Here is a 25,724-nt window from a genome sequence, read left to right on the forward strand (position 1 = left end):
TGAGGGCTTTTTCGTTATTTTACTTCGGGTAAATCAAACCAAATCACTTGAGCATCTTCAAGCGCTTCAATTTGGCTATCTTCTAAGAACGCAATTGCACCACCAGCTTCAACTTTATGTTCAGCAATTTGCACTGAACCTGAAATAACATGGATATAATTGATATGCTGCGTTGCATGGATGTCTAAAGATTGACCTTTCGTCAAAAATGCAGATTTAACTTCCGCCTGCTGACGAATATGCATAGCTGCATTGTCATTTGGACCGACAATTAAATGCCATTGATTGGGTTGATCACGTGGATCACATTTAATTTGTTGATAGGTCGGTTCAGCATCACGTTCATTTGGAACGATCCAAATTTGTAGTAAATGCACATCTTCATCACCTTGGTTCATTTCGCTATGGCGCACACCTGTACCTGCGCTCATGAGCTGCCATTCACCCGCAGAAATGCCACCATGGTTGCCCATGCTGTCTTTATGCGTAATGGTGCCTTTTAACACACACGTTAAAATTTCCATGTTGTCATGTGGGTGTTGACCAAAACCTTCATGGGCTGCAATTAAGTCATCATTAATTACACGAAGCGCACTAACGCCCATGTATTTCGGGTCATACCAGTTACCAAAAGAAAAGCTGTGTTTAGACTCAAGCCAGCCCATTTTTACGTGACCGCGGTTTTCACTTGGATGTAAAAAAGCATTCATGGCATTCATCCTTATCTTAATTATTGAACATGTGTCTATTTTAAGATTGAACTAAATCGGGATATATAGTTTTTTAGCGACAATTCATCCTATTTTTGCAACGATCATTCATGATTGAGTCTTTTGTTATGCATGAATGCACAGCTATAAAAAAAGCCTGCACGATGCAGGCTTTTTTAAATGTGACTAAAATTATTCTAAGAATTTAACAGTCACACCAGATTTCACTTTCTTACCTAAGTCATTTGCATCCCAGTTGGTCAAACGAATACAACCGTGTGACGCAGTTTTAGAGATAGCAGATGGGTTAGGTGTACCGTGAATACCAAATGATTTTTTGCTCAAACCAATCCAGATATTACCAACAGGGCCATTTGGACCAGGTGGTAAAGACAATGGTTTTTTGTTGTTGCCTTGAACAAAGTTAGATGGTGAGTAGCTGTACCAAGGGTTTGGTGCAACACCTGTGACTTTATATGTACCTGTAGGCGATGGAGTATCTGAACTACCAATCGTTGCAGGGAATGAACCGATCATTTGGTTGCGGCTATTAAACAAGTAAAGTTGCTTCGCGCCTTTATGTGCAACGATCAGGTGAATATCTTCAGGAACTTCGTTACGAATATTCGCTACTAAGATTTTTTCACCAGCTTTTTTAAATGTCGCTTTTGGATTCAACTTTTTCAAAAAGTCTTCATCCATGTGGAATTTTTCACCCAACATTTCAGTCACACGTGTGTAGTACAAGCCTTTCATTTTTGCTTGTAATGCATAGTCGTGTGGAATCGATGCTGCATATGGACCTTTCAAGTCTGCGTCAGTCAACGTATATTCAATAAATGCAGGTTTAGAACCTTGTTTCGCAATCAGCGCATCCCAAGTTTCTTTGGTTAAAGTCCCTGTAGGTTTCAAGCTATTCATTTGTTGGAATGAAGCGATCGCCTTTAAGGTATTTTTACCACTAGTACCATCAATTGCACCTGGTGAAGCATGTGCATTATTGAGCATGACATGCGCACGTGCATAAACAGGGAACTGACCTTTACCGATATTGTCATACCACTGAGCATTATTTAGGTCATTTAAACCCCAAGCAACTTTGGCAGCAGGCGAAGTTGATGTTGGAGTTGTAGCAGTCGATGTAGCAGGGGCTGCACCGATGTCGGCTTTAACATCTTCTGATTGTTGCAGGCTGTCTAAAGTTTGCGATGCTTGGTTCAGATCTTCTTGTTCTTGAGCGCTAATCTGGCTAGTTGCAGATGAAGCTTCAGTCGCTAACGGATCAATGGGATCCTGAACTGCAACATTAGTCACTTTTTTTGGCGTTAATGGTTGTTCAGCAGTAGATGCGGCAATAGCTGTACCAGCAAATATGCAACTTAGGCTCAGTGCGAGCATGGTGCGAACGAACATGTAATTCAACCTTAAGAATTATTCATTTACTGTGTATTAAAAACTGGCTAAGTATTACAGAAAAAAAGTGGAGATGCAGTAGTTGTTTTGTGTAAATATCATTTTTGGCACTCAACATGATCGGTTTTTAAATGCTTGAGAAGTTATTATATTTACAACCTTTTTGATATGATGATGCCAATATCGAATTAAGTTGGGAAAGTGAATGACGACCTTAAAAAATGATCGTTTCTTGCGTGCCTTATTACGTGAACCGGTAGATGCAACTCCGGTTTGGATGATGCGTCAGGCTGGCCGTTATTTACCAGAGTATCGTGAAACACGTGCACAAGCGGGTGATTTCCTATCCCTTTGTAAAAATACAGAATTTGCTTGTGAAGTTACTTTACAACCTTTGCGTCGTTATGACTTAGACGCAGCCATTTTATTTTCTGACATTTTGACTGTACCTGATGCGTTGGGTTTGGGACTGTATTTTGAAGCTGGTGAAGGTCCGAAGTTTCATAAAACTGTGCGTACCGAACAAGATGTACTGAATTTACCTAAGTTTAATGCCAAATCTGACTTAGATTATGTCATGAATGCAGTGACTACGATTCGTTCAGCCTTGGGCGGACAAGTCCCATTGATTGGCTTCTCAGGCAGTCCTTGGACACTGGCAACCTATATGGTGGAAGGCGGTTCAAGCAAAGATTTCCGTTTTACGAAACAAATGATGTATGCACAACCTGAAGTGCTGCATGCCTTATTAGACCGTTTAGCTGTGGCAGTGACTGAATATCTCAATGCGCAGATTGATGCAGGTGCCCAAGCTGTACAAATCTTTGATAGTTGGGGTGGGGCATTAGCACACCGTGAATACATTGAATTTTCACTAAACTACATGCAAAAAATCGTGGCAGGTTTACAGCGTGAAAAAGATGGACGCAAAGTTCCTGTGATTTTGTTTACCAAAGGTGGTGGTCAATGGTTAGAGCCAATGATTGCAACGGGTGCAGATGCCTTTGGTTTAGATTGGACTACGCCATTAAATGAGGCGCGTCAAACAGTTGCAGGCCGTGCAGCATTGCAAGGCAACTTAGATCCAGCAACATTATATGGTTCGCCTGAAGCGATTGCGAAAGCGACGCGTGCCATGTTAGATGACGCATATGCCAACGGTGAAAAAACCGGTTATGTGGCGAACTTAGGTCATGGTATTACTCAGTGGGTAGATCCAGCCAATCCAAAAGCCTTTATTGATACGGTACACGAATATAGTGCCAAGTATTTATAAGGCTTCAAGGAAAGAGGTTTAGGATTCAACCGTGGTCAAGATGATAAAATCATGTTTTGAGTTCTCTTATAAGGCAGCTTCGGCTGCCTTATTTGGGATATTACTGCTGATCGCTTTTGCATTAACAGCAGCAATGGGAAGTCAGGAATATTTTGGCTTTTTCCGTTATGACTATTTATTGTTTTATGCACTGATCATTCAAGTGTGTTTACTCTGCTTAAAACTCGAGTCTTGGGCGGAAGCCAAAGTCATAGCACTGTTTCATCTGCTGGCTATGGGGATGGAAATATTTCTGACCCATCCACACATTGCCTCATGGCAATATCCGCAGCCTGCGATTTTTAAACTACTGACCGTACCATTGTTTGCAGGTTTCATGTATTCGGCAGTAGGAAGTTTCTTTGCACGTTCGCTACGTCTATATCAGGTGTCGTTCAGTAACTTACCGCGTTTTGGCAATATGCTGTGCTTAGCCGTTTTGTCATATCTTAATTTTATGACCAAATTTTTTGTGCCAGATATTCGTATGTTTTTGTTTGCTTGGAGTGTGGTGATCTTTTGGAAAACCAAGCTCAGTTTTCAATTACAAAATCATGTGATTCAGTTGCCCATGTTACCAGTACTGTTGATTTTGGCATTCTTGATTTGGATCGCAGAAAATATCAGTACCTTCTATCAAATTTGGTTATATCCAAGTCAGGTCGATGCATGGCATATGGTCGGTTGGGGGAAACTCGGTTCTTGGTATTTGTTGCTATTACTCAGTCTGGTTTTAGTGCTCAAAATCCTTGGAAAATGTGATGAAAATGGTACTTGGTTGCTCAAAAAATCGTGAAAAAGAACGTATTATTTTTAGCCAAAAGTTTTAGATGAAAATGTTTTGCCTTATCTGAAAGATCAAGTTAATCTACAGGTGTGTAATCAAAATTACACATGTTTTAATAATTAAAAACAATGGAATAAAATTCCCTGGAGAAGTGCTATGTTAAAAAAATTAGCTTTAGTTGCAGTCGTTGCACTAGGTTCTACAGCTGCTTTTGCTGACCGTGACGTAGGTTGTGGTGTTGGTTCTCAAGTTTGGGCTGGTCAATCAGGTAAAATTCCTAAAATTTTAGCTGCGACTACCAACGGTATTTTTACTAACCAGTTACTTGGTATTACCTTTGGTACTTTAGGTTGTAGCGGTACAGGTACAGTGACTGCTCAAGCGGTAACATTTACCAATGAAAATGCTGAATCACTTGCTCGTGATATGGCAGTTGGTCAAGGTGAGAGCCTGAATGTTTTGGCTGAGCTTTTAAACATCCAATCAACAGATAAAGCACGTTTCTTTGCTGTGTCTAAAGCAAATTTTGCTGAAATCTATTCAGCTGAAAACCAGTCTTCTCTACAAGTACTTGCTTCATTACAAAGCGTAATGGCGAAAGATGAAGTACTTAAAGCATACGTTTAATCGATGCTTTCAAAACCCTGTCTCTTGGCAGGGTTTTTTATTATCTAAAATATATAAAAATGGATTTGAATATAACTGAATGAAATCAATTGCTTTATTTTGTACCTTTATGATTCCGAGCATCTTATATGCTCAGCAAGTTGTAGATCGAAACCTCTCTAAAACTGTAGAGGTGCAGCGATATATTGAACTTGCACAATCAAAAAAACTGTCTGAACACATCAGTTGGCAACGACTTTTATATACAGATCATAAAGGACAAAGTGAAGTTGCCTATACAGGTTATTTTTTAGCTGAAAATGGCCGCCAAAGTGCTCAAGCTGAATTAGAGGCAGATGTCGCTGCACTGTTTCAACCCGCCGAACCTAATCAAGCCTTTCGTTGTCGTTTCCCTGCGCGTAGTCAGTGGCTGATGCAAGAATTATCCATCCGTTCAGAGCAGTTACCAGTGGTGAGTTGCCCTGAGTTTGATGAATGGTTTGGGAAAATTAAGCCGTATAAAGCGACATTAATTTACGCCACAGACTTTATGGGTAATCCAAGTTCTATGTTTGGACATACCTTATTGCGTCTCGATCCGAAAGATCAAAAAGAGCTAAATTTGGTGTCCTATGCCATTAACTATGCAGCGACAGTTGCAGGTGAAGATAACTGGTCTTATGCATGGAAAGGCTTAACAGGACAGTATCCTGGTGAATATTCCTTGATGCCGTACTACCGAAAGGTGAAAGAATATGGTGATTTTGAAAGTCGTGATTTGTGGGAATATGAGCTAGCACTGACCGAGCAAGAAACCAGTTATTTGGTTAAACATCTTTGGGAAATGCAAAATGTCAGTTTTCCCTATTATTTTGCCAGTGATAACTGTGCATATCGATTATTGGGCCTAATGGATTTGGTTCGCCCGACACTGAATTTAACCGAAAAATTTAAAGTCGCTTCCATTCCTGTTGAAACGATTAAAGCGATCAATGATGAACAACTGATTCAAGCAGCGGTGTATCGTCCTGCATTAGAAACGCAGCTTTTATCACAAGCGCAGCAACATGGATATCGTTTAGCACGTGAAGCGCATAAGCTCGCTGAAATTGAACCTGCGATGATGTCGACAGCACTCGCTCAGTTTAATGAAGCAGAGCAAGCGAAAATATTAGAAATGGCGTATGACCATCTGTATTTATTGCTGATTGGTCGAAAAGTGAGTGCGGAAGAAACGCAGCCTAAATTGCGTCAAATCTTGGCCTTACGTAGCCAATCTTCACAACCCAAACAACGGACTGAACCTAAGCAGCCAAGTCTAGATCCAGTCAATGGACATCATGCGCGAAATTTTTCAGCCGCAGTAGGCGAAGTTCAAGGTGAAAAGTATATCGAACTTGGTCATCGTCAGGCTTATCATGATTTGATCGATCCGCAAGGTGGCTTTCGGATTGGTACGCAGCTGATGTTTTGGGATGGCTCGATCCAATATCTAGACGACCAATTCAAACTCAATCATTTTGATTTTTTATCAGTCAATTCTTACAACCCGATCACGCCATTTAAAACACCGCTAACTTGGGGTTTTAATTTTGGCTGGCAGCAAGTGTCAGTAGATGCAGGTCAATTTAGCGAAACGAAACAACATGGTGTAGCTGAATTAAAAGCGCAATCTGGATATAGCTGGGCCAATCAGGAACGCACACATTTGTGTTATGTGCAGTCTCAAATGCAGGTGCAGGGCGGCAAGTCACTAGATGATGGATGGCGAGTGAGCCTTGGGCCGACATTGGGTTGCCAAAATATTTGGTCGGAAAAATTCAATAGTTTGGTTCAGGCAGAGCTTCTGTATTGGGAAGATGCGCATCAATGGAATCTGAAACTCGATGCTGAATTACAATATATCGTCAACCAACAAAATGCTTTAAGACTAGGCTATGAATACCAGCAGCAAGATGATCAAGATTGGAATAAATTGAAATTGAGTTATGTATTTTTCTATTAATTTTTAAGATAGATAAAATATGAAATATCAAATAAATTTGTTTTTTTATGTAAGTAAAGCAAGGTATGATTGCTAGCTTTGTAATAGCTGTGGTTTGTGTCACCGAATGAATCAAGAATGTATTACAGGTCTAAGTCAGGCTTGGAAAGATATTTGTGATCAATATACTGAAAATGAACATCTTGCAGCATTGCAATTTATCCAAAGGCATGTTGAACATTTAGTTACTGTTTTTTATGAACAAATGTCACGTGAGCCAGAGTCAGCTGAATTTTTTAAAGACGATATCATTCAAAAAAGGCTCATCGACACTTTAAGAAAATGGTTGTTAGAAACGTTTAATGTCGCACTGAATGGTGAATTTGAAAGCTCAGTCAAAAGACAGCAGAAAGTTGGAATGGTACACGCGCGGGTTGGTATTCCGTCATGGTTCATCATGCGTGGTGTACGTGAAATAGAACGTAAAATATTTGAAATTTTAGAGTTAAACCAAACGCAAAATATTCTCCATATGTGCAGTTATATTGTACAAATTATGGGGTTCAGCACAGAAATTATGTGCCGATCTTATGAGATCAATACGGAAAAAAACCAAGAAACAAAACACAATTATCGCTTATTTTCAGCAATGCAAGATGTAGCAGTGCATAAAGATAAACAACGGGGTTCATTACTCGACTGGGAAAATGAACTGATGTTTAAAATCTTTTCGGGTAATGTTGGTTTTTATCATCCCTTATTTTCAAAATCAGAGTTTGGGCTATGGTTCATTCATAAAGCGGCATATGCTTTTTCAGGTTCAGATCAGGTTCAATTAATTATTGATCGAATTTATCAAGTGGATGAGCTAACGCAGCAAACCACACAAATAACGGATAAAGATCAACTGCAACATTTGATTCAACAGATTCGAGACTTAAATCGTGAAATTCAGCATTTAGTCGATCAATTATTTCAGGTGGCTGAATATATTGAGTCAGGCAATGATTCTTTGACGCAACTCCTAAACCGTCGTTATCTTAGTACTATTATTTCACGTGAAATTACTTTTGCACGTCAAAATGAAACGCCATTGTCTTTGCTCGCCTTTGACGCGGATTATTTTAAAATGATCAATGATAAGTTTGGTCATGCAGCAGGTGATCTCGCACTCAAATTTATTGCTGAAGCCTTGCAGCGTTATAGTCAAGGTAGCGATTATGCATTCCGTATCGGTGGTGAAGAGTTCTTATTACTCTTGGTCGATACTGGTGTAAACCGTGCGATGAAAATTGCAGAAAATATTCGCCAATATATTGAAAAGGGCTTGATCCGAACGGCACAAGGTCAGCAATTTAGTTTTACCGTAAGCATTGGTTGTGTGCAGTATGATGGCCATCCTGATTATCAGCGTTTCTTAGATGCCGCAGATCATGCGCTGTATGCGGCAAAAAATAATGGTCGAAACTGTATACAAGTCACAAAGCATTTGTCGTATATCTAATTTATCCTGAGAATAAAAAACTCCCATATGTGGGAGTTTTTTTATGGGTAAATATGTTTTATGGCGAGATGTGCCGTAATTTAAACTTCGACAACTACATAGTATTTTTTGACGGCTTCGACAACTTCAAACTTGCCCTGAAAAGATGGGGGAATAATGCCCGCATGGCCAGCGGAAACCTCGATATATCCACCTTGTTGATCATGAATACGTACTAAACCTTCAAGGATTGTAAAAAATTCTTGTTTATTGGGTGCAAAGACAATATTCCATGCGCCAATTTCACATTGCCAAATCCCGCAGTCCATATTGGGGTGTACATACAGGCTTGCAGTTTCACGTTTAGGATTGCCCTGAACCAAACGGTCTGGGCGAGGGAAGTCTATGCTGTGTTTGGCTTGCGCTAAACCCTGACCGGCAATATATACATCTGACATGATTCATCCTGAAAATAGTGCTTTGCTATCAAAGCAAACGATTTGCGATATTAAAACACAAATAAAAAAAGCCTCAAAAGTTTGAGGCTTTTTTAAAGAGCTGACGCTGAATGTTCTATTAATAGCTTTCAGGCACAGCACTTAAGAATTCACGGCGTTCTTCTTTATTGGTTTTAAAGTCACCGACAAAAGAAACGGTACGGGTTGTAGACTCTTGTTTACCTACACCACGCATCATCATACACATGTGAGCTGAATCAATCACCACAGCTACACCACGTGCACCAGTCACTTCAGCCACAGCTTCAGCGATCTGCTGAGTGAGGTTTTCCTGAATTTGTAAGCGACGGGCAAACATTTCTGTAATACGTGCGAATTTTGATAAACCTAAAACATTGCCTTCTGGGAGATAAGCAATATGTACGCGACCATAAAAAGGTAATAAATGGTGCTCACACAAAGAATAGAATTCGATATTCTTAACTAAGACCATTTCACGGTTATCGGATGGGAAAACCGCATTGTTGGTCACTTCTTCAAGTGTCTGGCTATAACCAGAAGTAAGATATGAAAAAGCTTTAGCAGCACGCATAGGCGTATCTTTAAGACCCGGGCGATTCAGATCTTCACCAACGGCAGTTAGGATATTTGCGTAGGATTGCTGCATAGACATAAGACGTGTTCACTTACACTGAGAGATTGAACAAGGACGGCATTGTAGCAGAAAACTATTACAATGCCTTCTTTTGGAGTTAAATCCGATTATTGTTTAAACTGTGGGTTTTTTTCTGCACGTTTAAGCAGAACCAGTACAGCACCTGTGCCGCCTTGTTTTTCTGGGGCGCTCACAAATGCCAATACATCACGATGTTGACGTAACCAACTATTTACATAAGTTTTTAAAATTGCTTCTGGACCTTTGCCATGCACAATTTTAATGACGTTTTGATTGTCATCTTTCGCCATTTGAATAATTTGCAGCACGGCAGAACGGGCTTCTTCAACAGTGCAACCGTGTAAGTCGACAGCTTCAAACCAACGTAGATTACCAGCTTTCAAATCTTCAAAAACTTTATGTTGTAAGGTTGCAATGCGATAGCTTAAAGCAGCTTGACTGGCAACAGGGTTGAGCATCGCTTGCGTATCAGAAAGTAATGCATCATCTGTTTCCATAGGACCAATTGCAGCAGCACGTTTAGCCAACGTTTGCGCATCAGGTTTTTTACGACCCACTTTTTCCATTTTTGCAATATTTCCTGCATTCATTTTTTGAACACCTTGCATTTGCTTTTGGAAAAGCGCGAAGTCTTCTTCCTGCTCTTGTTCAACAGTCTTTGGCGTTGGCTCAGGCTGTTTAGCAATCGTTGAGGAATGTGGATTCGTAATTTGCTTTTTAAAAGATTTCAGTAGGTTGTACTGATCTTTTGAAAGCGAAGAATCGTGTTTGCTCATAATGAAAAAACGGGAAATATACAAAAATTTAGTGCAATTATAGCCTTAAATGGCACTGATTTGAACTGGAAAGACTTTATATAAAGAAGATCTCTTAATTCATTACAAGTCCTATTTGGGCTTCAAAGTTGAATTAATTAATTTAATAACTTTTTTATTTTTATATTGTTCTGCAAGAGCTAATGCTGATTGTTCTTCATTAAATTTAGAAATACACACGATTTCGGTTGAAGCGCCTTTTTCAAGTAAATAAGAAATTATCTGATATTGATTTAGGCGGATAGCTTTACCTAATGGGGAGCATCTAGTGAAATAATATGTTTGTGGTTCAACTTCATCTACTACAAGTTCATTTATTTTTCTAAGCTTCATTTTTTTGATGAAAGAAATATCTGTGTGCTCGATTGCCGCCATAATTAAGGTGGTATCATAAAATTCATTGTTTTCACCAAAAGTTAAATATTCAAGATACAAATTTTTGGCTTTTTCATAATTATCAATATCATTTTTCTGTGTCAGGTTCTTTATCGCATTTTGGAAAAAATCATTCATATCATCAAAATCATTTATTGCTGCATGGAACATGAATAGATTTATTAAATATGGCTCATCAGCTAAATTCTTTTTCAATAAATGAGGGTTATCTTTATAAAAAATCTGTTCAAAATAATTTAATTTTTCCATGGAAATAGGGTGAGATTTAATATTGATTGGTTTTGATAAAGAATTTTTATGTTCTTTAGAAATAGAAAAATAGGTTGAATTTTCAATATTCTTGTTTTTAGTATTGATTGAGTAATTAATGACTATTGGTAAGCCTTGATAACTAACGATTTCAATTTGATTCTTATTGAAATCATAATTTTTGCCCTTTAGCACGTTAGTATTTATATTTGGAAAAATTTGATTTAGGTCAATCTGCACAGCAATGATGCCTTCGGGCATAGTGGAAATATTAAAGTAGAGGATATGATTTTGGTCAATAAGATACGGTGAGCCTGTATACAGAGTTATATTTTTTGCCCAACTCATCTGGTGTAGTGAAACCAAGATTAATGAAATGAATAGAAGAGTAGAAGAAATAATCGACTTCATTATTTTTAATTCTCAAATGAATAAAAATTATAAAAAGGATGTGTAATTTTTTTAATATGGATGCAAAGGAGAAAAAGGGTGAGCGAACTCACCCTACATATTTCATTTATATTTTATCAGGCACACCAAACAGCTCTTTAAACGCCTGATCAGGGCGTGGCTGCTTCATAAAACTTTCACCGACCAAGAATGCATGAATATCATGTTCTTGCATCATGGCAACATCTGTGGGTGTGGCAATACCGCTTTCTGTCACGAGTAGGCGAGAAGGTTCAAGTAACTTTTTCAAACGTAATGATGTGTTGAGGTCAACATCAAAGGTTTTTAAATTACGATTATTGACGCCAAGTATACAGTTGTCAGAAAGACGCATTGCACGCTCAAGTTCTTCTTCGTCATGTACTTCAACCAACACGTCGAGATTGTGTTCAAAAGCAGTTTTCGACATTTCTTCGAGTTGTTGATCAGACAAACAAGCCACGATTAATAAAATACAGTCCGCATGTAAAGCGCGTGCTTCAATTACGCCATAAGGGTCAATTAAAAAATCTTTACGAAGCGCAGGTAAGTCACAGTTCGTACGTGCAATCTGAATGTTTTCATCTGCGCCTTGGAAAAAATCCGCATCGGTGAGAACAGACAAACATGCTGCACCAGCATCTTGATACTGCTGCGCAATTTCAGAAGGGTTAAAGTTTTCACGAATGATGCCTTTCGATGGTGATGCCTTTTTAATTTCAGCAATCACCCCCGGACGTTTAGAGCCGAGGTTTTGTGCAAAACCTCGAACGGGTGTAGCTGCTTGGGCTAGCTCTTCGACATCTTTATAGCTACGTTGTTTAAGACGGGCTGCAAATTCTTCTTTTTTACGGTCAACAATTTTACCTAAAATTGTATTGGCGATATCTACCATGATTTGAGTCCTAATCTTAAGCTTCGTATTCTTTTAAAGTTTTCGTAAATTCAGACAAAATGCCCATTTTCTCTAGTGCTTGACCGCCATAAATAATGTCATGTGCTAATGCAACACCTTGTTTATAGCTATTGGTTAAGCCTGAAACATAGATACCGGCACCTGCATTTAGGGCAATCATATTCGCGGCTTTATCACCGAGCGCAGATTTGTTTTTACCTAAAGCATCTTTAATTAATTTTAGACTTTCCGCAGCACTATCTACAGATAGACCTGTTAAGGTTTGCGATTCGATATCTACAGCTTCCGGTTGAATTTCCCATTCAGTGACTTCGCCATCCTTGAGTTCAGCAACATAAGTACTTGATGCAAGGCTAATTTCATCTAAACCATCTTTAGAATGCACCACCAAGACATGTTCTGCACCAAGCTGTTTTAAAACTTCAGCCATAGGACGACATAATTCTGTAGAGAAAACACCAATCACAAAACGTTTTACGCCGGCCGGATTCGTAAGCGGGCCAAGTAGGTTGAAAATACTACGGAAGCCCAATTCTTTACGTGGACCAGCAGCATATTTCATGGCTTTATGATGATTAGGTGCAAAGAGGAAACCCACGCCCATTTCACGAATACAGCGTTCAGTTTGCTGCATGTTCAGGTCAAGGTTAATTCCTGCCTGTTCTAAAAGATCAGAAGAGCCTGATTTGGATGAAACACCACGACCACCATGTTTAGCAATAGTTGCACCTGCTGCTGCAATAACAAAACTAGACGCAGTAGAGACGTTAAATAAGTTTTGACCATCACCACCTGTACCAACGATATCCACCAAATGTGGTAAATCACTGACATCGATTTTGATTGCAAACTCACGCATTACACGTGCTGCGGCAGTGATTTCATCAATACTTTCACCTTTTTGGCGTAAGCCCATCATCAGTGCGCCAATTTGAGCATCGGTCGCTTCACCTTGCATGATGGTACGCATCACTTCTTCCATTTGAGGTTGAGTGAGTTCAATATTTTTAGTGATGTTATTTAAAGCTTGTTGAATATTCATAATATTTTTTGCACTCGATTAAGCGTAAATTTCTAAGAAGTTTTTAAAGATTTGATGGCCATGTTCACTAAGAATTGATTCAGGGTGAAACTGCACGCCTTCGACAGGCAATGTCTTATGTTTGACTCCCATGATTTCTTCCATCGTGCCATCTTCTTCATTGGTCCAGCAGGTCACTTCTAAACATTCTGGCAAAGTCGCTTGATCAATCACCAAAGAGTGATAGCGAGTAGCGGCAAAAGGAGAAGGGAGGTTGCTGAAAATGCCTTGATCGCTGTGATACATGTCAGATAAACGTCCGTGCATCACTTTTTTAGCGCGAATAATATCGCCGCCAAAAGCTTGTCCTATGGCTTGGTGGCCTAAACACACACCCAGTAAGGGAATTTTTCCCGCAAAGTGTTGAATCGCAGGAATTGAAATACCTGCTTCACTTGGCGAACAAGGGCCAGGACCAATGACTAAATACTTCGGTTGCCATCGCTCGATATCTTCCAATGTCACGGCATCGTTACGTACAACTTTTACTTCCTGATTTAACTCGCCAAAATATTGGACGATGTTGTAGGTAAAAGAGTCATAATTGTCGATCATTAGAAGCATTTTGGATGTAAACCTCTGATTTTTATTGTGGTAATAATTAATTAATATAATTGTTACTCACAATGTTACTCACATTAGAATTTTTGCTTAAATTTAGCGCAATTAAAAAAGCCGCTAATTTAAGCGGCTACTTTATCAGAGTTTGAGGGTTGTGTGACAACTTCATTTACATAGCTATTCAGCCAATAACTTAGTTTTCCATCCTTATTTGGTTTTTGAATCACACCATCATTAATACGAGAATAAAGAGAGGGGATTGAGATATTTAATCGCTGGGAAAACTCCCGCACATTTACTCGACGCTCATCCTTTTTTTGAATAGCTTTTTTTAGCTCTTGCATTTCATTAAAGATAGCTTGAAGCAATTCATGCTCAGCATTAGTTTTCATCAGGACACCTCCTTCAAACTTTCCATCACATTTCTAGGCAACCCACTCAAATAACAACTAAACAAGTGGTATAGCTCATCCGCATTCATTTCATTTACTTCGATCATTCCGCCTGTGCCATTTACTACACGCTGACGAGACCAACCACGCATATTGAAAGTAAACTCATTGTCGTAATCGACTGCATTAACAATCGCATTAAATAGTTCAACTTCCTGAGCATCCCAATTTTCAAAGTAAGGCATGTCTTTAGATGTGAGGTTGTCAATTTGGAGCTGGGCGAATTGGGGTTTTGTTAATCGAATTTCAATCATTGGCTGGCTCTCCACGAATAATTTTCACAGTAGCCGATCTACCATCAACGCAATTAAGGGTAATGTTTAGATCATTTTTTCCGTCATCCTCCCAGGTGAAAGTTTTAATTTCAGCACCCGTTGGCTCTATGCCCAAGGCTTCCAGTCCAGCCTTAAATTCAGCCATGTGATCAGCCATTTCCTGCAAGCAAACATGGATGCGATCAGATGGGATTTTCAAAAAGTCGCCAATCGACTCAATTTTGTAGATGTTAGTCATTGGCTGGCTCCATCTCAATAACCTCATCTGTGAATTCATGAGATCCAGGAGTTGCAAACTTTTCGGTTGCTCCATATTCTTCCTGCAGATAAGCATTAAAGAATTCAGATTTATCCATCACGCGAAAGCCTTCAGGTAGAGCATCTTGAGCTTGCTTAAAGGTAGACTCTAATGTTGCTCGAGTAGGGTATTGGCCCAAAGGAAGCGACATAGTTACAAATGCTTGCTGCCCAGACTCTTCTTCAACCGCATAAACCTTCATTTCAATTTTAATTGGTGCATTCATTTTCATTTGGCTGGCTCCTGTGCTTCGATCATGGCTTTATTCTTTTCAACTATAGCTATGCATTCCTCATGAGTGCCAACAAAGAAATTAGCTTTCTCTGATGGGTCAATCGCTTCAGCAAACCAAGTGCCGGAAAGTTTTTCAGTTTGGATATGTGCTTGGGTGTGCTTATTGATTTCCATAATGTCACCAAGCTCAATACAGTCACCAAGGTCGTCAAAATCGGATTCAGATGAACAAAAGTTTTCAGGTTCATCACTATCCTGCCAAAACACTGAAAGATTATCTTTCGACACCAAAACAAACCCTTCCGGCACTGCTTGGGCTTTGGCTTTCTCCCACATTAGCCACATTTGGCGTGTTTGCTCTTTAAACCAAAGCACCGCATCACCATCCACCACACGCTCAAATAGTTGTTCATCAGAAAGCGTTTGAGAAAGAATGTCGTAGACAAATGTTTTCTTAAATTCAGCTATAAAATTTTGAATATCCATCACGCCACCTTTCCAATATTCTGACTTTGCACATAAAGCTTTGCTAAAAGCGCAACGGTTTCCTTTGTTTCAGGTCGCTGCAATTCTTTAAATTTACGATTCATTGCAAGCAATTCCGCACGGCTCACCAACATCAAGTTATCCAAGCGACAATCGGTTTTAATGCCGTTTTTAAAGATTAATGCGTGACCACTTGGAATAGGACCATTATCCTTCTCCCACAGATACTTATGCTTGAGCTTCATTTGACGCTCACCCTCAAACTTGCGCTCGATGTAGCCATCTTTCGTGATGTACTCATAACCAACTGGTGCTGAAGTGTGGGGAATATTGCCTTTTTTCCACAATGTTTCTGGACTTGGTTTATAGCCTTTCATGCCTTTATTCCAAGTAACATGACCCTTTTCCAGGCGACCAGTACGGCCGGTTTTTGCACCAATCCTGAGGCAGTGAGCCTTAATCTGATCCACATTGACACTCACACCAAACTTAGCATTAAAAAGCTCGGTTAATTCCTTGCGAGGCAGGATTGTGTGCTTAATCAAAAAGGCATCCATTTCAGGTGTGTATTTAACTTTCATTTAAACCTCGACATTCATATCGCCAAGCGCAATGCGTGGTGCTTGCTGATCCTGATTTAAGCCTTTGTGCTGAGCGACCAACCTAACCGCATCCAACTGAGTGGCGTGTGCCTTAATAATCTCAGCACTAATGCCTTGAATTGTTTGAGCGCGTTTGACCTCAGTTTCAAGCTCATCTTTGTCAGCCTTAGCTAAACGACCCAACTGATCAAACAGATGCTTGTTTAAATCTTTTAATGTGCTCATGCTGCCACCTTCGCTTTTAATTTTGCTTTTAATGCGTCGCGCTCTTGGATTAATGCTTGCACATCATCCGATAAGGCAATTGCTAATCGCTCTTTAGTGAATGCGGCTTGACAGTCCTGCACCAACTGCTTAATTAGCTGCTCAAGCTCCATAAATGTTTTTGCATCACTACCGATGCTCGCATACTTCATTGCACCTTGAATCGCACCAGAGATTGTTGAGTAGTAATATTTCTTACTGATTAACTTTGTGTTTAGCTCGCCACCCTGTGCTTTCTCAGGAATCTTGCCAAGCACAACCCCGCCATCATTAGCAGCCGAGTAAATCACCCATTCGTTATTTAGTCTTATTTCCATCACGCCACCTTCATTATTTGATTAGCCACGACACGCGCTAAATTTTCATTCGTTTCATCTGATATAGCAGGGCTGCGCAAGTGCATTTCATATTCACCAAATAACACTTGGCATGCTGAATTACCCGTTAAATCATTCTTTACAAACACATAGCTCAAAGCTTTACGTGTGCCTTTACCACTAAAAGTGCAGCTACCATCTGCAAGGACTTTCTTCACATAACCGAGCTTCTCTAACCAAATTTTGAAGCCGTCGGCATGTTTATTTTTGATTCTGAAAATCATGCTGCCACCTCACTTAATCGCAAGCTTTTTAGTGCGCACAAACTCCACACCTTCAATTTTTGCACCTTCTTTAAAAGCTAATTTCAGCGCATTCTTATTCACAGTGATGGTGGTTTTCGTAGCCTTGAATTGAGAAGGAATAGCATCCTCATCCTTAACAACAACCGAGATAGGGTTTTCACGAATTTTTACAGATAATAAAGAGTCTTTGATTTCTAGCTTCCCAAAATTCTCCATCTGCCACATCAATAGGCTAGATAGATTTGCATAGGCGTTGCTTATATTTTTCCGCTTATTGGTTAGGCGCAGAATTTCCGAGTCAATCATCACCTCATCTTTAGACAATTGATTGAGGTACTTGGCAACATTAACTGCCTTGTTCTCCCAATCTTCTTCTTGAGCAACCATTTGCTCAAGAAGCTCTTGCACACGCTCATCATCAGCACTAATACCCTCATCTAATAGATCTTGGATTTTTTCAACAGTGTCACCAAGAGCAGAGCCGAAGTCATATAAAGTAGTCATTATGCTGTTCCTTGTTGCTGAGTGAGATTTGTTTTACGAGAGCTGCAAGCACTTATAATTTCTGCTTCACACTCAGTGCCCTTGAATTGGGAATATATAATTCCAAGTTCGGCAATGTCGTTAGTTGAATTGATTCGAGATAGAGCTTCAGAAAAAGCCTCTTGTAATGCTTCTTCTTGACTCTTTCCGTCATTCAACCAAGCAACAAGCTTTTCACCAGTTTCGCGCGTGATAATTTCACCATCGGTGTTGAATAGCTTGGTTCGATCTTTGGTTGGTGTAACAAAGTGATTGTCATGAACAACATCAAGAGCAACAGTTAATTCATACTCGTAACCATCACGCTGTTCAGCCTTCATCCCTAATTTCACAATCTTTTTACCTTCACCTTGTACGGTTTCGGTTTTTGCACGGGTGGTTGTGATGATGTGCATATCGGTCTGTAGGATTGCATCAATAAAACGACGGTGGCGTGGGGTGGTATCAGACCAGGCAGACCATGTATTGCCTTTAAATTTAGTGCGGGCAGTCATGTCATTAATTTCCAAGCATCCACCGGTACCAATCCATTCATGCGAGGCGCTATCTATAATCAAAACCTCATACCCCATGTTGTAAGCTGCCAAAATAGCACCTGCAAAACGCTCAGGAGTGTAAGGGGGGCGCAAAGGCAAGGTATCAAACTTAAAATCGTTTGCGTACAAACTTGCTGACTCATTTTCCGTGTCAATCAAAGCAATTTTAGAGGATATTCCGCTTGCCATTAGGAGTGCCGAGTAAGTTTTGCCTGAACCGCTTGGGCCGTTTAAGTTGAGCTTTAGTTTTGCTTTTTTACGTTCAGCTTTTTGAAAAGAGAACGACTCGTTAGTTTGATTATTCATCCGTAAATCTCCTCTGCAATATCTTCCGCAACGTAATTAGCTTGCTGTTCAGATTCCTTTAAAAACTGCTCTTCACACCAATCCACAATCAACACATTCAAAGCACGCAACTGCTCAGGAAGTAAGACAAATTCATTGCCTTCTTTTGTTGCCACAGCATCAGTTTTCATTACAGTTACCAGTGTGTTTTCAATTGCTTTAAAAGCAGGGATATCAATTTCATGGCAGTTTTGTGGATCTGAATCACCAACTGCAAAACCCTGTGTGCATTCAAGTAATGGCATGCTGCATTCGATAGACGCATCACTGATAAAATTGAAGCGATACTGAAGCGTGAATTTAACCTTGCCGTCATGAATAACAATGTCTTCAGCCACTTCAAAATCAGGAAAGACAGGGGCAAGGATTAAAGTATTAGTTTTGATGTTCATTGATCACCCCTAACCATTAACCGAGATGCGAAGAGATTCTTTACATTCGGCTGATTTGTCTTTTAACGCGCCATAAATCTTCTTTGCTGTCTCAACATCACCACACACCAAATTGAAAGGAATATCAAAACAGTGCCATTTACCAGGCGGAACATTTTGAGCACTTTCCTGATGGTTATTACTCATGAAGTCAGCAATATCTTGAGGGAATTTAATTCCAAGTCTTGCTTCAATTTCTGAAACACTTAGGTTTCCAAGCATGATGTTCATTGATCACCTCGCAAAATCGCAGCGTTAATATTTTGAATATCCGCCTGATCGATGTATGCATTTACTTCAATGCCGTCTTTGGAAACGCTCATTGGTTCCATGTAGCGAATTGACTCGCCATCAAGCCCATATTCAACAAATACTTCGTAATCACCGATAGTGATTAGTGCAGGGCATTGTTCAGCACAAAATTTAAGTTTTTTCTTAAGCTTTACTTCACCTGTAACGACAACTTGATTGTCGTCAATCGGTGCGGTAGTTGAGGCAGGTGATATTGAAAATGCACCAACAATGAATGCTGCAAGTGCAAAAGCACTACCAGCAAACTTGATTTGTTTCTTGTTACTATCCATAATGGTCCCCGTAGTTTGTAAAGCACATCGAAGGTTGAAAGGGTCGGTGTGCTTTTTTTGTTTGTGTAGAGCTATTTAAACAAAACGTTTAAGGATCGTCAAACACTTTTTACACATTTCGTGTAATTTGTTTTTCGACATGCAAAAAAAAGCCGCCCAATTAGGCGGCCTTTGTGTAACGTTGTTTATCCGTAATTACGGTCTTCGGTTTTTATATCTGGGTACTTATAAACGTGTCTGCTTGGCGGGATGATGTCGATTACAGCATTAATTGATTGAACTTCCGACATTTCTATACTTATTCTTTTCTCCCCATTAACTCCTAGTAAATGCAACACATCATTCGTGATTCCGATAAACTCCTTAATTGTTCTTCTGCCATCCTTTAACTCCACCTCAACAAACTCTGTTGGAATAGGTGATGCCTCTGGATCGCAAACAATATACCAACCACTCCTAATAGCTGGATACATTGAATCTCCCGAGCCTCTTACCGCATAAGCAGAACTACTAGCTGTAAGCGACTGAACATAACCATCACCAGCGTCACCAGCATAACCCATATCCGTGTAATACCCATCATCTCCCATCTTGCTGTAGGATTTTACTGGAACCCACTTCGCTGTAGGTACGTAATTTTTCTTAAATAATTGGTCATGCGACAAATTATGACGCTCAATTTTTATATCGCCATTTCCGCTTAATATCCAATCTGAGCTTACGTTAAACATCTCTGAAATCAGCGTTAAGCCATTCTTTGAAATACCCCTCAAATCCCAGTTGTTCACTGCTTGTGGCGATATGTTTATAGCGTGCGCAAGATCACTTTGATCAAGTTTTGTGGCCTCATAAACACGCTGCATGGTTGGGTGAATAATCTTTTCCTTGCTCATGAAAATGCCCATCAATTAATCCCCCTAAATTTTCCTATCTTTTACACAGTTTGTGTTAAACGTTTTGTTTGACAGAGATGCGCTATATGTTTAATATTGTTTAAACAAAACGTGTAAAGGTGTCTTATTATGTTTAAAGACAATCAGCAAATTACTGATGATCGAGAGATTATTGACCGCCTTGGCGGATCTACAAAGGTTGCTGAATTGATTCACTACAAAGTTCAGCGTGTTCAAAACTGGAAGGAGCGTGGAATTCCATCGGCTGAAAAGTTGAAATTCCCGCACCTTTTCTTGAACACAAACATTCACACGCAGAGAAAAGCAAAAGCCAATTTTGAATCTATCTCCGCTTAACCAATCAGAAAGAAACTTGAGGGTCTCATTAATGGGGGTAAACGATATGCAAGAAGCATTGGATTTAGGTTTTCTTGATGTGCATGGGAAAAAGACCGACTCAACATCAGTCCGCATGACACATGAAGCATTGCAGGCGATTGATGCGCTGGCAGCAATGGACGACATAAAGCGCTCGGAGTGGATTCGAGATGCAGCCATAGAAAAACTCGTGAAGTTTAAGAAGCAACATGAGTATCTCAGCAGGGCGTTTGGTAGCACCACAAATACGGTGAATACATCGTCCACAAATAAAGAAAGCCCAGTAGCGCGAACTACTGAGCCTGATGTTCAATAAGGAGTCTAGTCAATATGAACATGCCAATTTTACCACAGTTCGGAAATTCTGAACAGAAAATGTCAAGCAAAGACTTGCTTGATTTGATTAATCAGGTTCGCGCTCAATTCAACGAAAAACCAGTTCGACTGAATGATTTTAATAATCGAGTGGCTGATGAGCTTGATGGTGATAACTACGAAACTTTCGTAGTTCAGAATTTCAACAATACAGAGTCGGTTGTTTTTGAATTAACAATCGATCAATGCATATTGATCGGTATGCGCGAATCGAAAGGTGTTCGCAAGAATGTATTGGCAATTTTAAAAGAAAAGCAAAAGCCTTTCGACATCACCAACCCAGCACATCTACTTCAGGCAATTGAGATTCAGGCAAAGCAGAACATTGCACTAAAACAGGAGTTGGAGATTCAAGCTCCAAAAGTCGCTTTCGTGGATAAATACGTTGCAGGCAATGGCAATAAAACATTCCGCCAAGTTGCAAAGCTATTGCAGATCAAGGAATACAAGTTCCGTGAATTCTTAGAGTCAAACCGAATTATGTACAAGCTCAATGGCGAGTGGACTGCATACCAAACCCATGTAGATGCAAAGCGATTCCATGTCAAAACAGGCGTAAGTGATTCAGGCCACGCATTTAATCACGCCTTGTTTACACCAAAAGGTATCGAGTGGATTGCTGGGGAGTTGGCTAAGTTTAATTTGCGGGGTGCGGCATGACAGCACTCAAAAAACACGAGGACAACATTGTCCAATTCAACAAAGGTAAAAAAATGGCTGACAAGTTTGAAAAAGGCTATGTCATGTCTAGTCGATTATATCGCCAAGAGGTTCGTCCATTTTTAAGTGATGCAGCGAAAAATGTCTATGCAGAACTTGAGGATCGTATTAACGGCTTTAAGGACAAGGTGACTGACCATGTGAGCTATTCACAGTTGCAAGGTGGAAAGCTCGAAGGCTCTAAAAAAATGGGTACAGGTACAGTTAGAAGAGGTCTCAAAGAGTTGCTTGATTTAGGTGTTATTACACTGGTTAGCGAGAACAGTCGCAAGGGTAATGAGTACCAGATCAATGAGGTCTCATTGGTTGAGCACTTCCACAATGAAAGTACCACTTCCAAAAGTGAAGCACTTCCAAAAGTGAAGTGCGAGCACTTCCAAGATGAAAGCGCCAGCACTTCCATAACTGAAGACACAATAGAATTAATTTATAGAACTATATCTATAGAATTATTAATTAAGTCGCTTCGCTCCAAAAAACCTTTGGAAGCTAATTTTTACAGTTACCCAATCTTTGTAAAACAACAAAAAGCAAAAGCCGAAGCTGAGCGCAAAGACAAGGCTCGTAAATTGTCTTATGACGAAGTAATCAAACTCACATCTGGCCGATTTAAAAACCTTTGTGACTTTTCACTTTGGGAGCAGTTTGTTTCCAATCGCTCAATGACCGCCAAAACAAAGCTGACTAAAAACGCACTCAATGCGATTTACAAAGATTTCCAGAAATGGGGATTTGATGGCAGCAACGAGTCTTTGAAAACTTCAATCACTGGAAACTACCAAGGCTTATTTGAGCCAAAGCAAACCAAGCAGACTGCAGCAACCGTCTACCAGTCGTCTGCAGCAAAAAACAGTAAGACCATGAATGACCATGATGCATTTTTCGCAAAGTATGGCATCGGATCTGAACAGCAGGAAATCATTGATGTGAATCCTGTGTTTGCTGCAGTTACTTGGGAGGGCGAGCAATGAGCATTTTTACAACTGAACACGCGGCTCGCCTGATGAACAAGATGAAGGCGTTTTATGGCAAGAAGTACGCTGAACAGTGGGGTGATATTCCTGCTGCAGATATTGCGGATGCAATGGTTGAATGTCTGCAAGGGTTGAGCCAAGAGGATTTTAAGCGCGGTTATATGCGGATGCAGCGCTCAACTTTCTGCCCAACCATCCCTGAATTCCGTTCTTGGTGCGAGCCAAAGACCGATGACTGGCTCGGCTCACATGAAGCATGGGCGATTGCTGAAAAGTCGATTGGTTTTGATGGTCAGGAATTAACAGTAATTTGGACTGAACAAATGGCTCAAGCATTCAGTCGTTGTGAAGACTTGGTTAAGACTGGTGATAAATACCAACGTGCTGAATCCAAGAAAATCTTTTGTGATGCGTATGACCGCCTTGTGATTCAAGCCAAAGATCAGGGATTAAAGCCGATTTATGTAGCTTCGCTAGGTACAGACAAAGACCAAGCGATTGCTGCTATCAAGCAAGCTGAGGTTGATGGGTTTTTAACTACTCCAGATGCAACTGCACTGCTAGAGCATAAACAGACCAAATTGGAGCAACTGAGCGAATCTGAGCGATATAAAACGATAGCTCAAGAAGCTTTAGCAAAAATCAAAGACTTAATTAAGCCAAATGTAAACAAGATGACCGAGGAAGTGAAAGAGCCTCAGCCTTGGGAGTCTATGGAAATGCAGCACATTGATCCGTTTGACAACTTTGATGAATACAAAGCGGCTTTGCAGGCTGAGCAAAAGCCATTGCCGAATGCAGTGCGTTTTATGGATAAGCAAGTAGGAGGTGGGGTGTGAGTTTTACTGTTCCAGAGAAATACAGAATTAAATCAGGACCATTGGCGAGCAGTGAGAGCTATGGAAATAATGGTGCATTTTGGGTGAAGACCAAGAAATGTGTTTTCACTGTCATTGCTAGCGATCAAATGGGTTGGGAGCATGTCAGTGTTTCACTTCCGTCACGTTGTCCAACTTGGGAAGAGATGTGTTTCATCAAGTCCTTATTTTGGAGTGAAGATGACTGCGTAATTCAGTATCACCCACCTAAAAGCGACTATGTGAACAACCATCCGTATTGCTTACACCTGTGGCGACCAATAGAACAATCGCTACCTACTCCACCAAGCTTTATGGTTGGTAAGGCAGGTGCAGCATGAACGAATTACTACAACAGCGTATCGAATCCGTGCAAGCGGGTCGAAATATAACTCACGCTCAGATTGAAGCTAAGCGCAGTCTACGTGAGCAACTTGATAGTGATCTTGAGGCTTTCTTAAAAAATGGTGGAGCTGTTGAGCAATTACCTCAAGGCTTTTCGGGTGAATGCAGCAAAGGGTGGAATGGCTCAAAACCAAAATCTCAAAAGACTATGCGTCAAGTGATGGCGAATTCTGTTGCGCAGACAGATAAAAAGCGTGCTCGTCAAAAAGAGGATCAGGCAGCCTTAGTAGAGATTAAGGCTTTGGATCAGTGGTGCAAAGAACGCAAAGGCCGTGGTGGTGATTTGTGTCGAGAGTTGAAAGTGGCTCATGCGTTCATATCGCAAATAACCAATCAAACTAGACCATGCTCAAAAGAGCGTTATGAGCAAATTAAGTTAGCAATGAAAGCGATTGAACAACGGGAGAAGGCAGCATGAACCTAACAATCGAACAAATGCGGGAAATTGTGGATGGGGCGCCTGAATGGGCAGAAAGCTTCAATGTGTATCTTACGGCCTATGGTAGTGGTGGTATTCCATGCAAAGGTGATGTCTTGATTGCAGATCTACGTGCCGCTCTAGCTGACCACGACCGAACCGATCATGTAAGTGACATTCGGAACCATATAGCGCCGACAACGAAGGTGATTGAGGGATGAGTGATTTTGAAGGTTTGACAAATAGTGACTTAGATTTACTGGGCTTTAGGGCTTTTAATCATTTCACGGTTGGTGAGCAGAGTAAGTATCAATTATCTCGTAAGCGACATCTATCAGCTATGTGTGTCGGCACTTGTAATGAATCATTTTGGCTGTATCAAAAAGATGAAACTGGTGAGATTTCAGATTTGATATGTGTTCACAACTACGATCACGACGGCTTTATTACGAATGAGAAAATTAAAGCATTAATTGAGTGGTTTGATGGTGAGTGTAAAGCCCTGCGAGGTGAGCCATGAATAAGCACTTAAAAACTATAGTTGGCTTTAAAAACGGCACTAGAAGTATTTTTTCAGACTTGCGTTGTGATGTCTTGGATGCTCTTGAAGACTTGTGGGGTGTAATCAAGGTTTTCGCAAAAGCTGTATTCGTAATTGCTGTCTGGTTGTTTTCTTTGTGTTTGGTGGTACTTGCCTTGCCCTTGGCTACTTATCTTCGCATTAAGTGGGAGCGTGAAGCCAAAGAAGCTCACGAAAAAGCCAAAAAGGAGCTACTTGAACGCATGTCGCCAGTGAAGCGAGGTGCCAATGACTAAATACAAAAACAAGAAGGTGGTGCTTAACGGCATCACTTTCGATAGTCAAAAAGAAGCCAGGCGCTATCGGGATTTGTCGCTGTTAGAACGTGCAGGGGAAATCAAAAGCTTAGAGCTGCAAAAGGCTTTCATTTTGGCTGAGTCGGTCAAGTTTGAAAATGAGCCAAAACGCAAGCCAGCAGTGAAGTATGTCGCAGATTTTGTTTATCGGGAAAAGGGGAAGATGGTTGTTGAAGATGTCAAAAGCAAAATGACACGGAATTTACCAGTTTACCGCTTGAAAAAGCACTTAATGAAATCGGTACACGGTATCGAGATTAAAGAGATTTGAGGAGTT

40 protein-coding genes are annotated in these 25,724 nt (G+C 40.3%); 16 read left to right on the plus strand and 24 right to left on the minus strand.

The genetic code is table 11. From position 1 onward, the window contains the following. Positions 1-14: 14 nt before the first annotated feature. Both FTU06_RS10985 and FTU06_RS10990 read right to left on the minus strand, forming a co-directional pair. Complete coding sequence (locus FTU06_RS10985; RefSeq protein WP_168379153.1) at positions 15-710, minus strand: pirin-like bicupin family protein; 696 nt, start codon at positions 708-710, stop codon at positions 15-17. A gap of 192 nt (positions 711-902) precedes the next feature. Continuing rightward, on the minus strand, positions 903-2,123 hold the full coding sequence (locus FTU06_RS10990; RefSeq protein ID WP_180048626.1) for a L,D-transpeptidase: 1,221 nt from the start codon (positions 2,121-2,123) through the stop codon (positions 903-905). Positions 2,124-2,328: 205 nt separating this feature from the next. Here FTU06_RS10990 and hemE point away from each other — a divergent pair, with 205 nt between their 5' ends. The 5 genes from hemE to FTU06_RS11015 all read left to right on the plus strand — a co-directional run bounded on the left by hemE (position 2,329) and on the right by FTU06_RS11015 (position 8,319). Then, positions 2,329-3,399, plus strand: coding sequence for a uroporphyrinogen decarboxylase (gene hemE, locus FTU06_RS10995; RefSeq protein WP_180146591.1), 1,071 nt, complete (start codon positions 2,329-2,331; stop codon positions 3,397-3,399). 40 nt (positions 3,400-3,439) lie between these two features. Next, positions 3,440-4,234, plus strand: a complete 795-nt coding sequence (locus FTU06_RS11000) for a DUF817 domain-containing protein (RefSeq protein ID WP_180146749.1) — start codon at positions 3,440-3,442, stop codon at positions 4,232-4,234. A gap of 147 nt (positions 4,235-4,381) precedes the next feature. Continuing rightward, on the plus strand, positions 4,382-4,852 hold the full coding sequence (locus FTU06_RS11005) for a DUF3015 family protein (protein ID WP_078190276.1): 471 nt from the start codon (positions 4,382-4,384) through the stop codon (positions 4,850-4,852). A gap of 79 nt (positions 4,853-4,931) precedes the next feature. Further along, positions 4,932-6,836 carry a DUF4105 domain-containing protein gene (locus tag FTU06_RS11010; protein ID WP_180146594.1) on the plus strand — a complete coding sequence of 635 codons (1,905 nt, stop codon included), beginning with the start codon at positions 4,932-4,934 and terminating at the stop codon, positions 6,834-6,836. A gap of 106 nt (positions 6,837-6,942) precedes the next feature. Continuing rightward, entirely contained in the window at positions 6,943-8,319 is a 1,377-nt protein-coding gene (locus tag FTU06_RS11015; protein ID WP_180146596.1) for a diguanylate cyclase, read from the plus strand. A gap of 80 nt (positions 8,320-8,399) precedes the next feature. Here the strand turns inward: FTU06_RS11015 and FTU06_RS11020 are convergent, their stop codons facing one another. The 22 genes from FTU06_RS11020 to FTU06_RS11125 form a co-directional block, all read right to left on the minus strand. Further along, positions 8,400-8,756 (minus strand): cupin domain-containing protein, encoded by a 357-nt coding sequence (locus FTU06_RS11020; protein WP_180003198.1) that lies wholly within the window; start codon positions 8,754-8,756, stop codon positions 8,400-8,402. A 118-nt stretch (positions 8,757-8,874) separates the two neighbouring features. Next, entirely contained in the window at positions 8,875-9,423 is a 549-nt protein-coding gene (gene folE / locus FTU06_RS11025; protein WP_171262632.1) for a GTP cyclohydrolase I FolE, read from the minus strand. 95 nt (positions 9,424-9,518) lie between these two features. Continuing rightward, complete coding sequence (locus FTU06_RS11030) at positions 9,519-10,208, minus strand: Smr/MutS family protein (RefSeq protein ID WP_078191970.1); 690 nt, start codon at positions 10,206-10,208, stop codon at positions 9,519-9,521. Between the two features lie 111 nt (positions 10,209-10,319). After that, a complete protein-coding gene (locus FTU06_RS11035; RefSeq protein ID WP_257234398.1) occupies positions 10,320-11,240 on the minus strand; it encodes a hypothetical protein in 921 nt (306 codons plus the stop codon). A 169-nt stretch (positions 11,241-11,409) separates the two neighbouring features. After that, the gene (gene trpC / locus FTU06_RS11040) at positions 11,410-12,216 is read right to left on the minus strand and encodes an indole-3-glycerol phosphate synthase TrpC (RefSeq protein WP_180135021.1); all 807 of its coding nucleotides are present in this window, start codon (positions 12,214-12,216) and stop codon (positions 11,410-11,412) included. 16 nt (positions 12,217-12,232) lie between these two features. Then, the gene (gene trpD, locus FTU06_RS11045) at positions 12,233-13,279 is read right to left on the minus strand and encodes an anthranilate phosphoribosyltransferase (protein WP_078191968.1); all 1,047 of its coding nucleotides are present in this window, start codon (positions 13,277-13,279) and stop codon (positions 12,233-12,235) included. 18 nt (positions 13,280-13,297) lie between these two features. After that, positions 13,298-13,882, minus strand: a complete 585-nt coding sequence (locus tag FTU06_RS11050; RefSeq protein WP_218945341.1) for an aminodeoxychorismate/anthranilate synthase component II — start codon at positions 13,880-13,882, stop codon at positions 13,298-13,300. Positions 13,883-14,001: 119 nt separating this feature from the next. After that, a complete protein-coding gene (locus tag FTU06_RS11055) occupies positions 14,002-14,271 on the minus strand; it encodes a hypothetical protein (RefSeq protein ID WP_178962664.1) in 270 nt (89 codons plus the stop codon). After that, complete coding sequence (locus FTU06_RS11060) at positions 14,271-14,585, minus strand: hypothetical protein (protein ID WP_180146602.1); 315 nt, start codon at positions 14,583-14,585, stop codon at positions 14,271-14,273. Before FTU06_RS11060 ends, FTU06_RS11055 begins: the two co-directional genes overlap by 1 nt. Continuing rightward, positions 14,578-14,844, minus strand: a complete 267-nt coding sequence (locus FTU06_RS11065) for a hypothetical protein (RefSeq protein ID WP_005266597.1) — start codon at positions 14,842-14,844, stop codon at positions 14,578-14,580. Before FTU06_RS11065 ends, FTU06_RS11060 begins: the two co-directional genes overlap by 8 nt. Then, on the minus strand, positions 14,837-15,136 hold the full coding sequence (locus FTU06_RS11070) for a hypothetical protein (protein WP_180146605.1): 300 nt from the start codon (positions 15,134-15,136) through the stop codon (positions 14,837-14,839). Before FTU06_RS11070 ends, FTU06_RS11065 begins: the two co-directional genes overlap by 8 nt. After that, positions 15,133-15,624: a hypothetical protein gene (locus FTU06_RS11075; RefSeq protein WP_180146608.1), complete on the minus strand. Its 492-nt coding sequence runs from the start codon at positions 15,622-15,624 to the stop codon at positions 15,133-15,135. The genes FTU06_RS11070 and FTU06_RS11075 overlap by 4 nt, the downstream gene beginning before the upstream one ends. After that, entirely contained in the window at positions 15,624-16,205 is a 582-nt protein-coding gene (locus FTU06_RS11080) for an HNH endonuclease signature motif containing protein (protein WP_180146611.1), read from the minus strand. The genes FTU06_RS11075 and FTU06_RS11080 overlap by 1 nt, the downstream gene beginning before the upstream one ends. After that, entirely contained in the window at positions 16,206-16,451 is a 246-nt protein-coding gene (locus FTU06_RS11085) for a hypothetical protein (protein ID WP_180076876.1), read from the minus strand. It lies immediately after the preceding gene. Continuing rightward, positions 16,448-16,807 carry a hypothetical protein gene (locus FTU06_RS11090; RefSeq protein ID WP_180146614.1) on the minus strand — a complete coding sequence of 120 codons (360 nt, stop codon included), beginning with the start codon at positions 16,805-16,807 and terminating at the stop codon, positions 16,448-16,450. The genes FTU06_RS11085 and FTU06_RS11090 overlap by 4 nt, the downstream gene beginning before the upstream one ends. Continuing rightward, positions 16,807-17,091, minus strand: a complete 285-nt coding sequence (locus tag FTU06_RS11095; RefSeq protein WP_257234400.1) for a hypothetical protein — start codon at positions 17,089-17,091, stop codon at positions 16,807-16,809. The genes FTU06_RS11090 and FTU06_RS11095 overlap by 1 nt, the downstream gene beginning before the upstream one ends. Positions 17,092-17,100: 9 nt before the next feature. Next, positions 17,101-17,616 (minus strand): siphovirus Gp157 family protein, encoded by a 516-nt coding sequence (locus FTU06_RS11100; RefSeq protein ID WP_180146617.1) that lies wholly within the window; start codon positions 17,614-17,616, stop codon positions 17,101-17,103. After that, positions 17,616-18,497 (minus strand): ATP-binding protein, encoded by an 882-nt coding sequence (locus tag FTU06_RS11105; protein WP_180114741.1) that lies wholly within the window; start codon positions 18,495-18,497, stop codon positions 17,616-17,618. Before FTU06_RS11105 ends, FTU06_RS11100 begins: the two co-directional genes overlap by 1 nt. Then, positions 18,494-18,928, minus strand: coding sequence for a hypothetical protein (locus tag FTU06_RS11110; RefSeq protein ID WP_180146620.1), 435 nt, complete (start codon positions 18,926-18,928; stop codon positions 18,494-18,496). The genes FTU06_RS11105 and FTU06_RS11110 overlap by 4 nt, the downstream gene beginning before the upstream one ends. Positions 18,929-18,937: 9 nt before the next feature. Continuing rightward, positions 18,938-19,198, minus strand: coding sequence for a hypothetical protein (locus tag FTU06_RS11115; RefSeq protein WP_180146622.1), 261 nt, complete (start codon positions 19,196-19,198; stop codon positions 18,938-18,940). Then, positions 19,195-19,551 (minus strand): hypothetical protein, encoded by a 357-nt coding sequence (locus tag FTU06_RS11120; protein WP_180146625.1) that lies wholly within the window; start codon positions 19,549-19,551, stop codon positions 19,195-19,197. The genes FTU06_RS11115 and FTU06_RS11120 overlap by 4 nt, the downstream gene beginning before the upstream one ends. Positions 19,552-19,736: 185 nt before the next feature. After that, on the minus strand, positions 19,737-20,444 hold the full coding sequence (locus tag FTU06_RS11125) for a LexA family transcriptional regulator (RefSeq protein WP_180146627.1): 708 nt from the start codon (positions 20,442-20,444) through the stop codon (positions 19,737-19,739). A gap of 129 nt (positions 20,445-20,573) precedes the next feature. On the opposite strand from FTU06_RS11125, the gene FTU06_RS11130 reads away from it, so the two are divergent. From FTU06_RS11130 to FTU06_RS11180, 11 genes are read left to right on the plus strand one after another with little or no spacing between them, the layout of a single operon-like run. After that, complete coding sequence (locus tag FTU06_RS11130; protein ID WP_180146630.1) at positions 20,574-20,801, plus strand: hypothetical protein; 228 nt, start codon at positions 20,574-20,576, stop codon at positions 20,799-20,801. Positions 20,802-20,847: 46 nt separating this feature from the next. Next, positions 20,848-21,138 (plus strand): hypothetical protein, encoded by a 291-nt coding sequence (locus FTU06_RS11135; RefSeq protein ID WP_180146633.1) that lies wholly within the window; start codon positions 20,848-20,850, stop codon positions 21,136-21,138. A gap of 14 nt (positions 21,139-21,152) precedes the next feature. Then, complete coding sequence (locus FTU06_RS11140; RefSeq protein ID WP_180146636.1) at positions 21,153-21,857, plus strand: phage antirepressor KilAC domain-containing protein; 705 nt, start codon at positions 21,153-21,155, stop codon at positions 21,855-21,857. Next, positions 21,854-22,888: a hypothetical protein gene (locus FTU06_RS11145; protein WP_257234405.1), complete on the plus strand. Its 1,035-nt coding sequence runs from the start codon at positions 21,854-21,856 to the stop codon at positions 22,886-22,888. The genes FTU06_RS11140 and FTU06_RS11145 overlap by 4 nt, the downstream gene beginning before the upstream one ends. Continuing rightward, entirely contained in the window at positions 22,885-23,730 is an 846-nt protein-coding gene (locus tag FTU06_RS11150; RefSeq protein ID WP_180146639.1) for a hypothetical protein, read from the plus strand. The genes FTU06_RS11145 and FTU06_RS11150 overlap by 4 nt, the downstream gene beginning before the upstream one ends. Then, a complete protein-coding gene (locus tag FTU06_RS11155; protein ID WP_180146556.1) occupies positions 23,727-24,089 on the plus strand; it encodes a hypothetical protein in 363 nt (120 codons plus the stop codon). Before FTU06_RS11150 ends, FTU06_RS11155 begins: the two co-directional genes overlap by 4 nt. Then, positions 24,086-24,571, plus strand: a complete 486-nt coding sequence (locus FTU06_RS16885) for a hypothetical protein (RefSeq protein ID WP_257234406.1) — start codon at positions 24,086-24,088, stop codon at positions 24,569-24,571. Before FTU06_RS11155 ends, FTU06_RS16885 begins: the two co-directional genes overlap by 4 nt. Further along, a complete protein-coding gene (locus FTU06_RS11165) occupies positions 24,568-24,792 on the plus strand; it encodes a hypothetical protein (protein ID WP_180146642.1) in 225 nt (74 codons plus the stop codon). The genes FTU06_RS16885 and FTU06_RS11165 overlap by 4 nt, the downstream gene beginning before the upstream one ends. Further along, on the plus strand, positions 24,789-25,091 hold the full coding sequence (locus FTU06_RS11170; RefSeq protein WP_180146644.1) for a hypothetical protein: 303 nt from the start codon (positions 24,789-24,791) through the stop codon (positions 25,089-25,091). The genes FTU06_RS11165 and FTU06_RS11170 overlap by 4 nt, the downstream gene beginning before the upstream one ends. After that, positions 25,088-25,387: a hypothetical protein gene (locus FTU06_RS11175; protein ID WP_180146647.1), complete on the plus strand. Its 300-nt coding sequence runs from the start codon at positions 25,088-25,090 to the stop codon at positions 25,385-25,387. Before FTU06_RS11170 ends, FTU06_RS11175 begins: the two co-directional genes overlap by 4 nt. After that, positions 25,380-25,718 carry a DUF1064 domain-containing protein gene (locus FTU06_RS11180; RefSeq protein ID WP_180146651.1) on the plus strand — a complete coding sequence of 113 codons (339 nt, stop codon included), beginning with the start codon at positions 25,380-25,382 and terminating at the stop codon, positions 25,716-25,718. The genes FTU06_RS11175 and FTU06_RS11180 overlap by 8 nt, the downstream gene beginning before the upstream one ends. The last annotated feature ends 6 nt before the right edge of the window (positions 25,719-25,724 follow it).

The organism is Acinetobacter sp. YH12052 (assembly GCF_013419835.1).
GTDB classification, from domain to species: domain Bacteria; phylum Pseudomonadota; class Gammaproteobacteria; order Pseudomonadales; family Moraxellaceae; genus Acinetobacter; species Acinetobacter amyesii.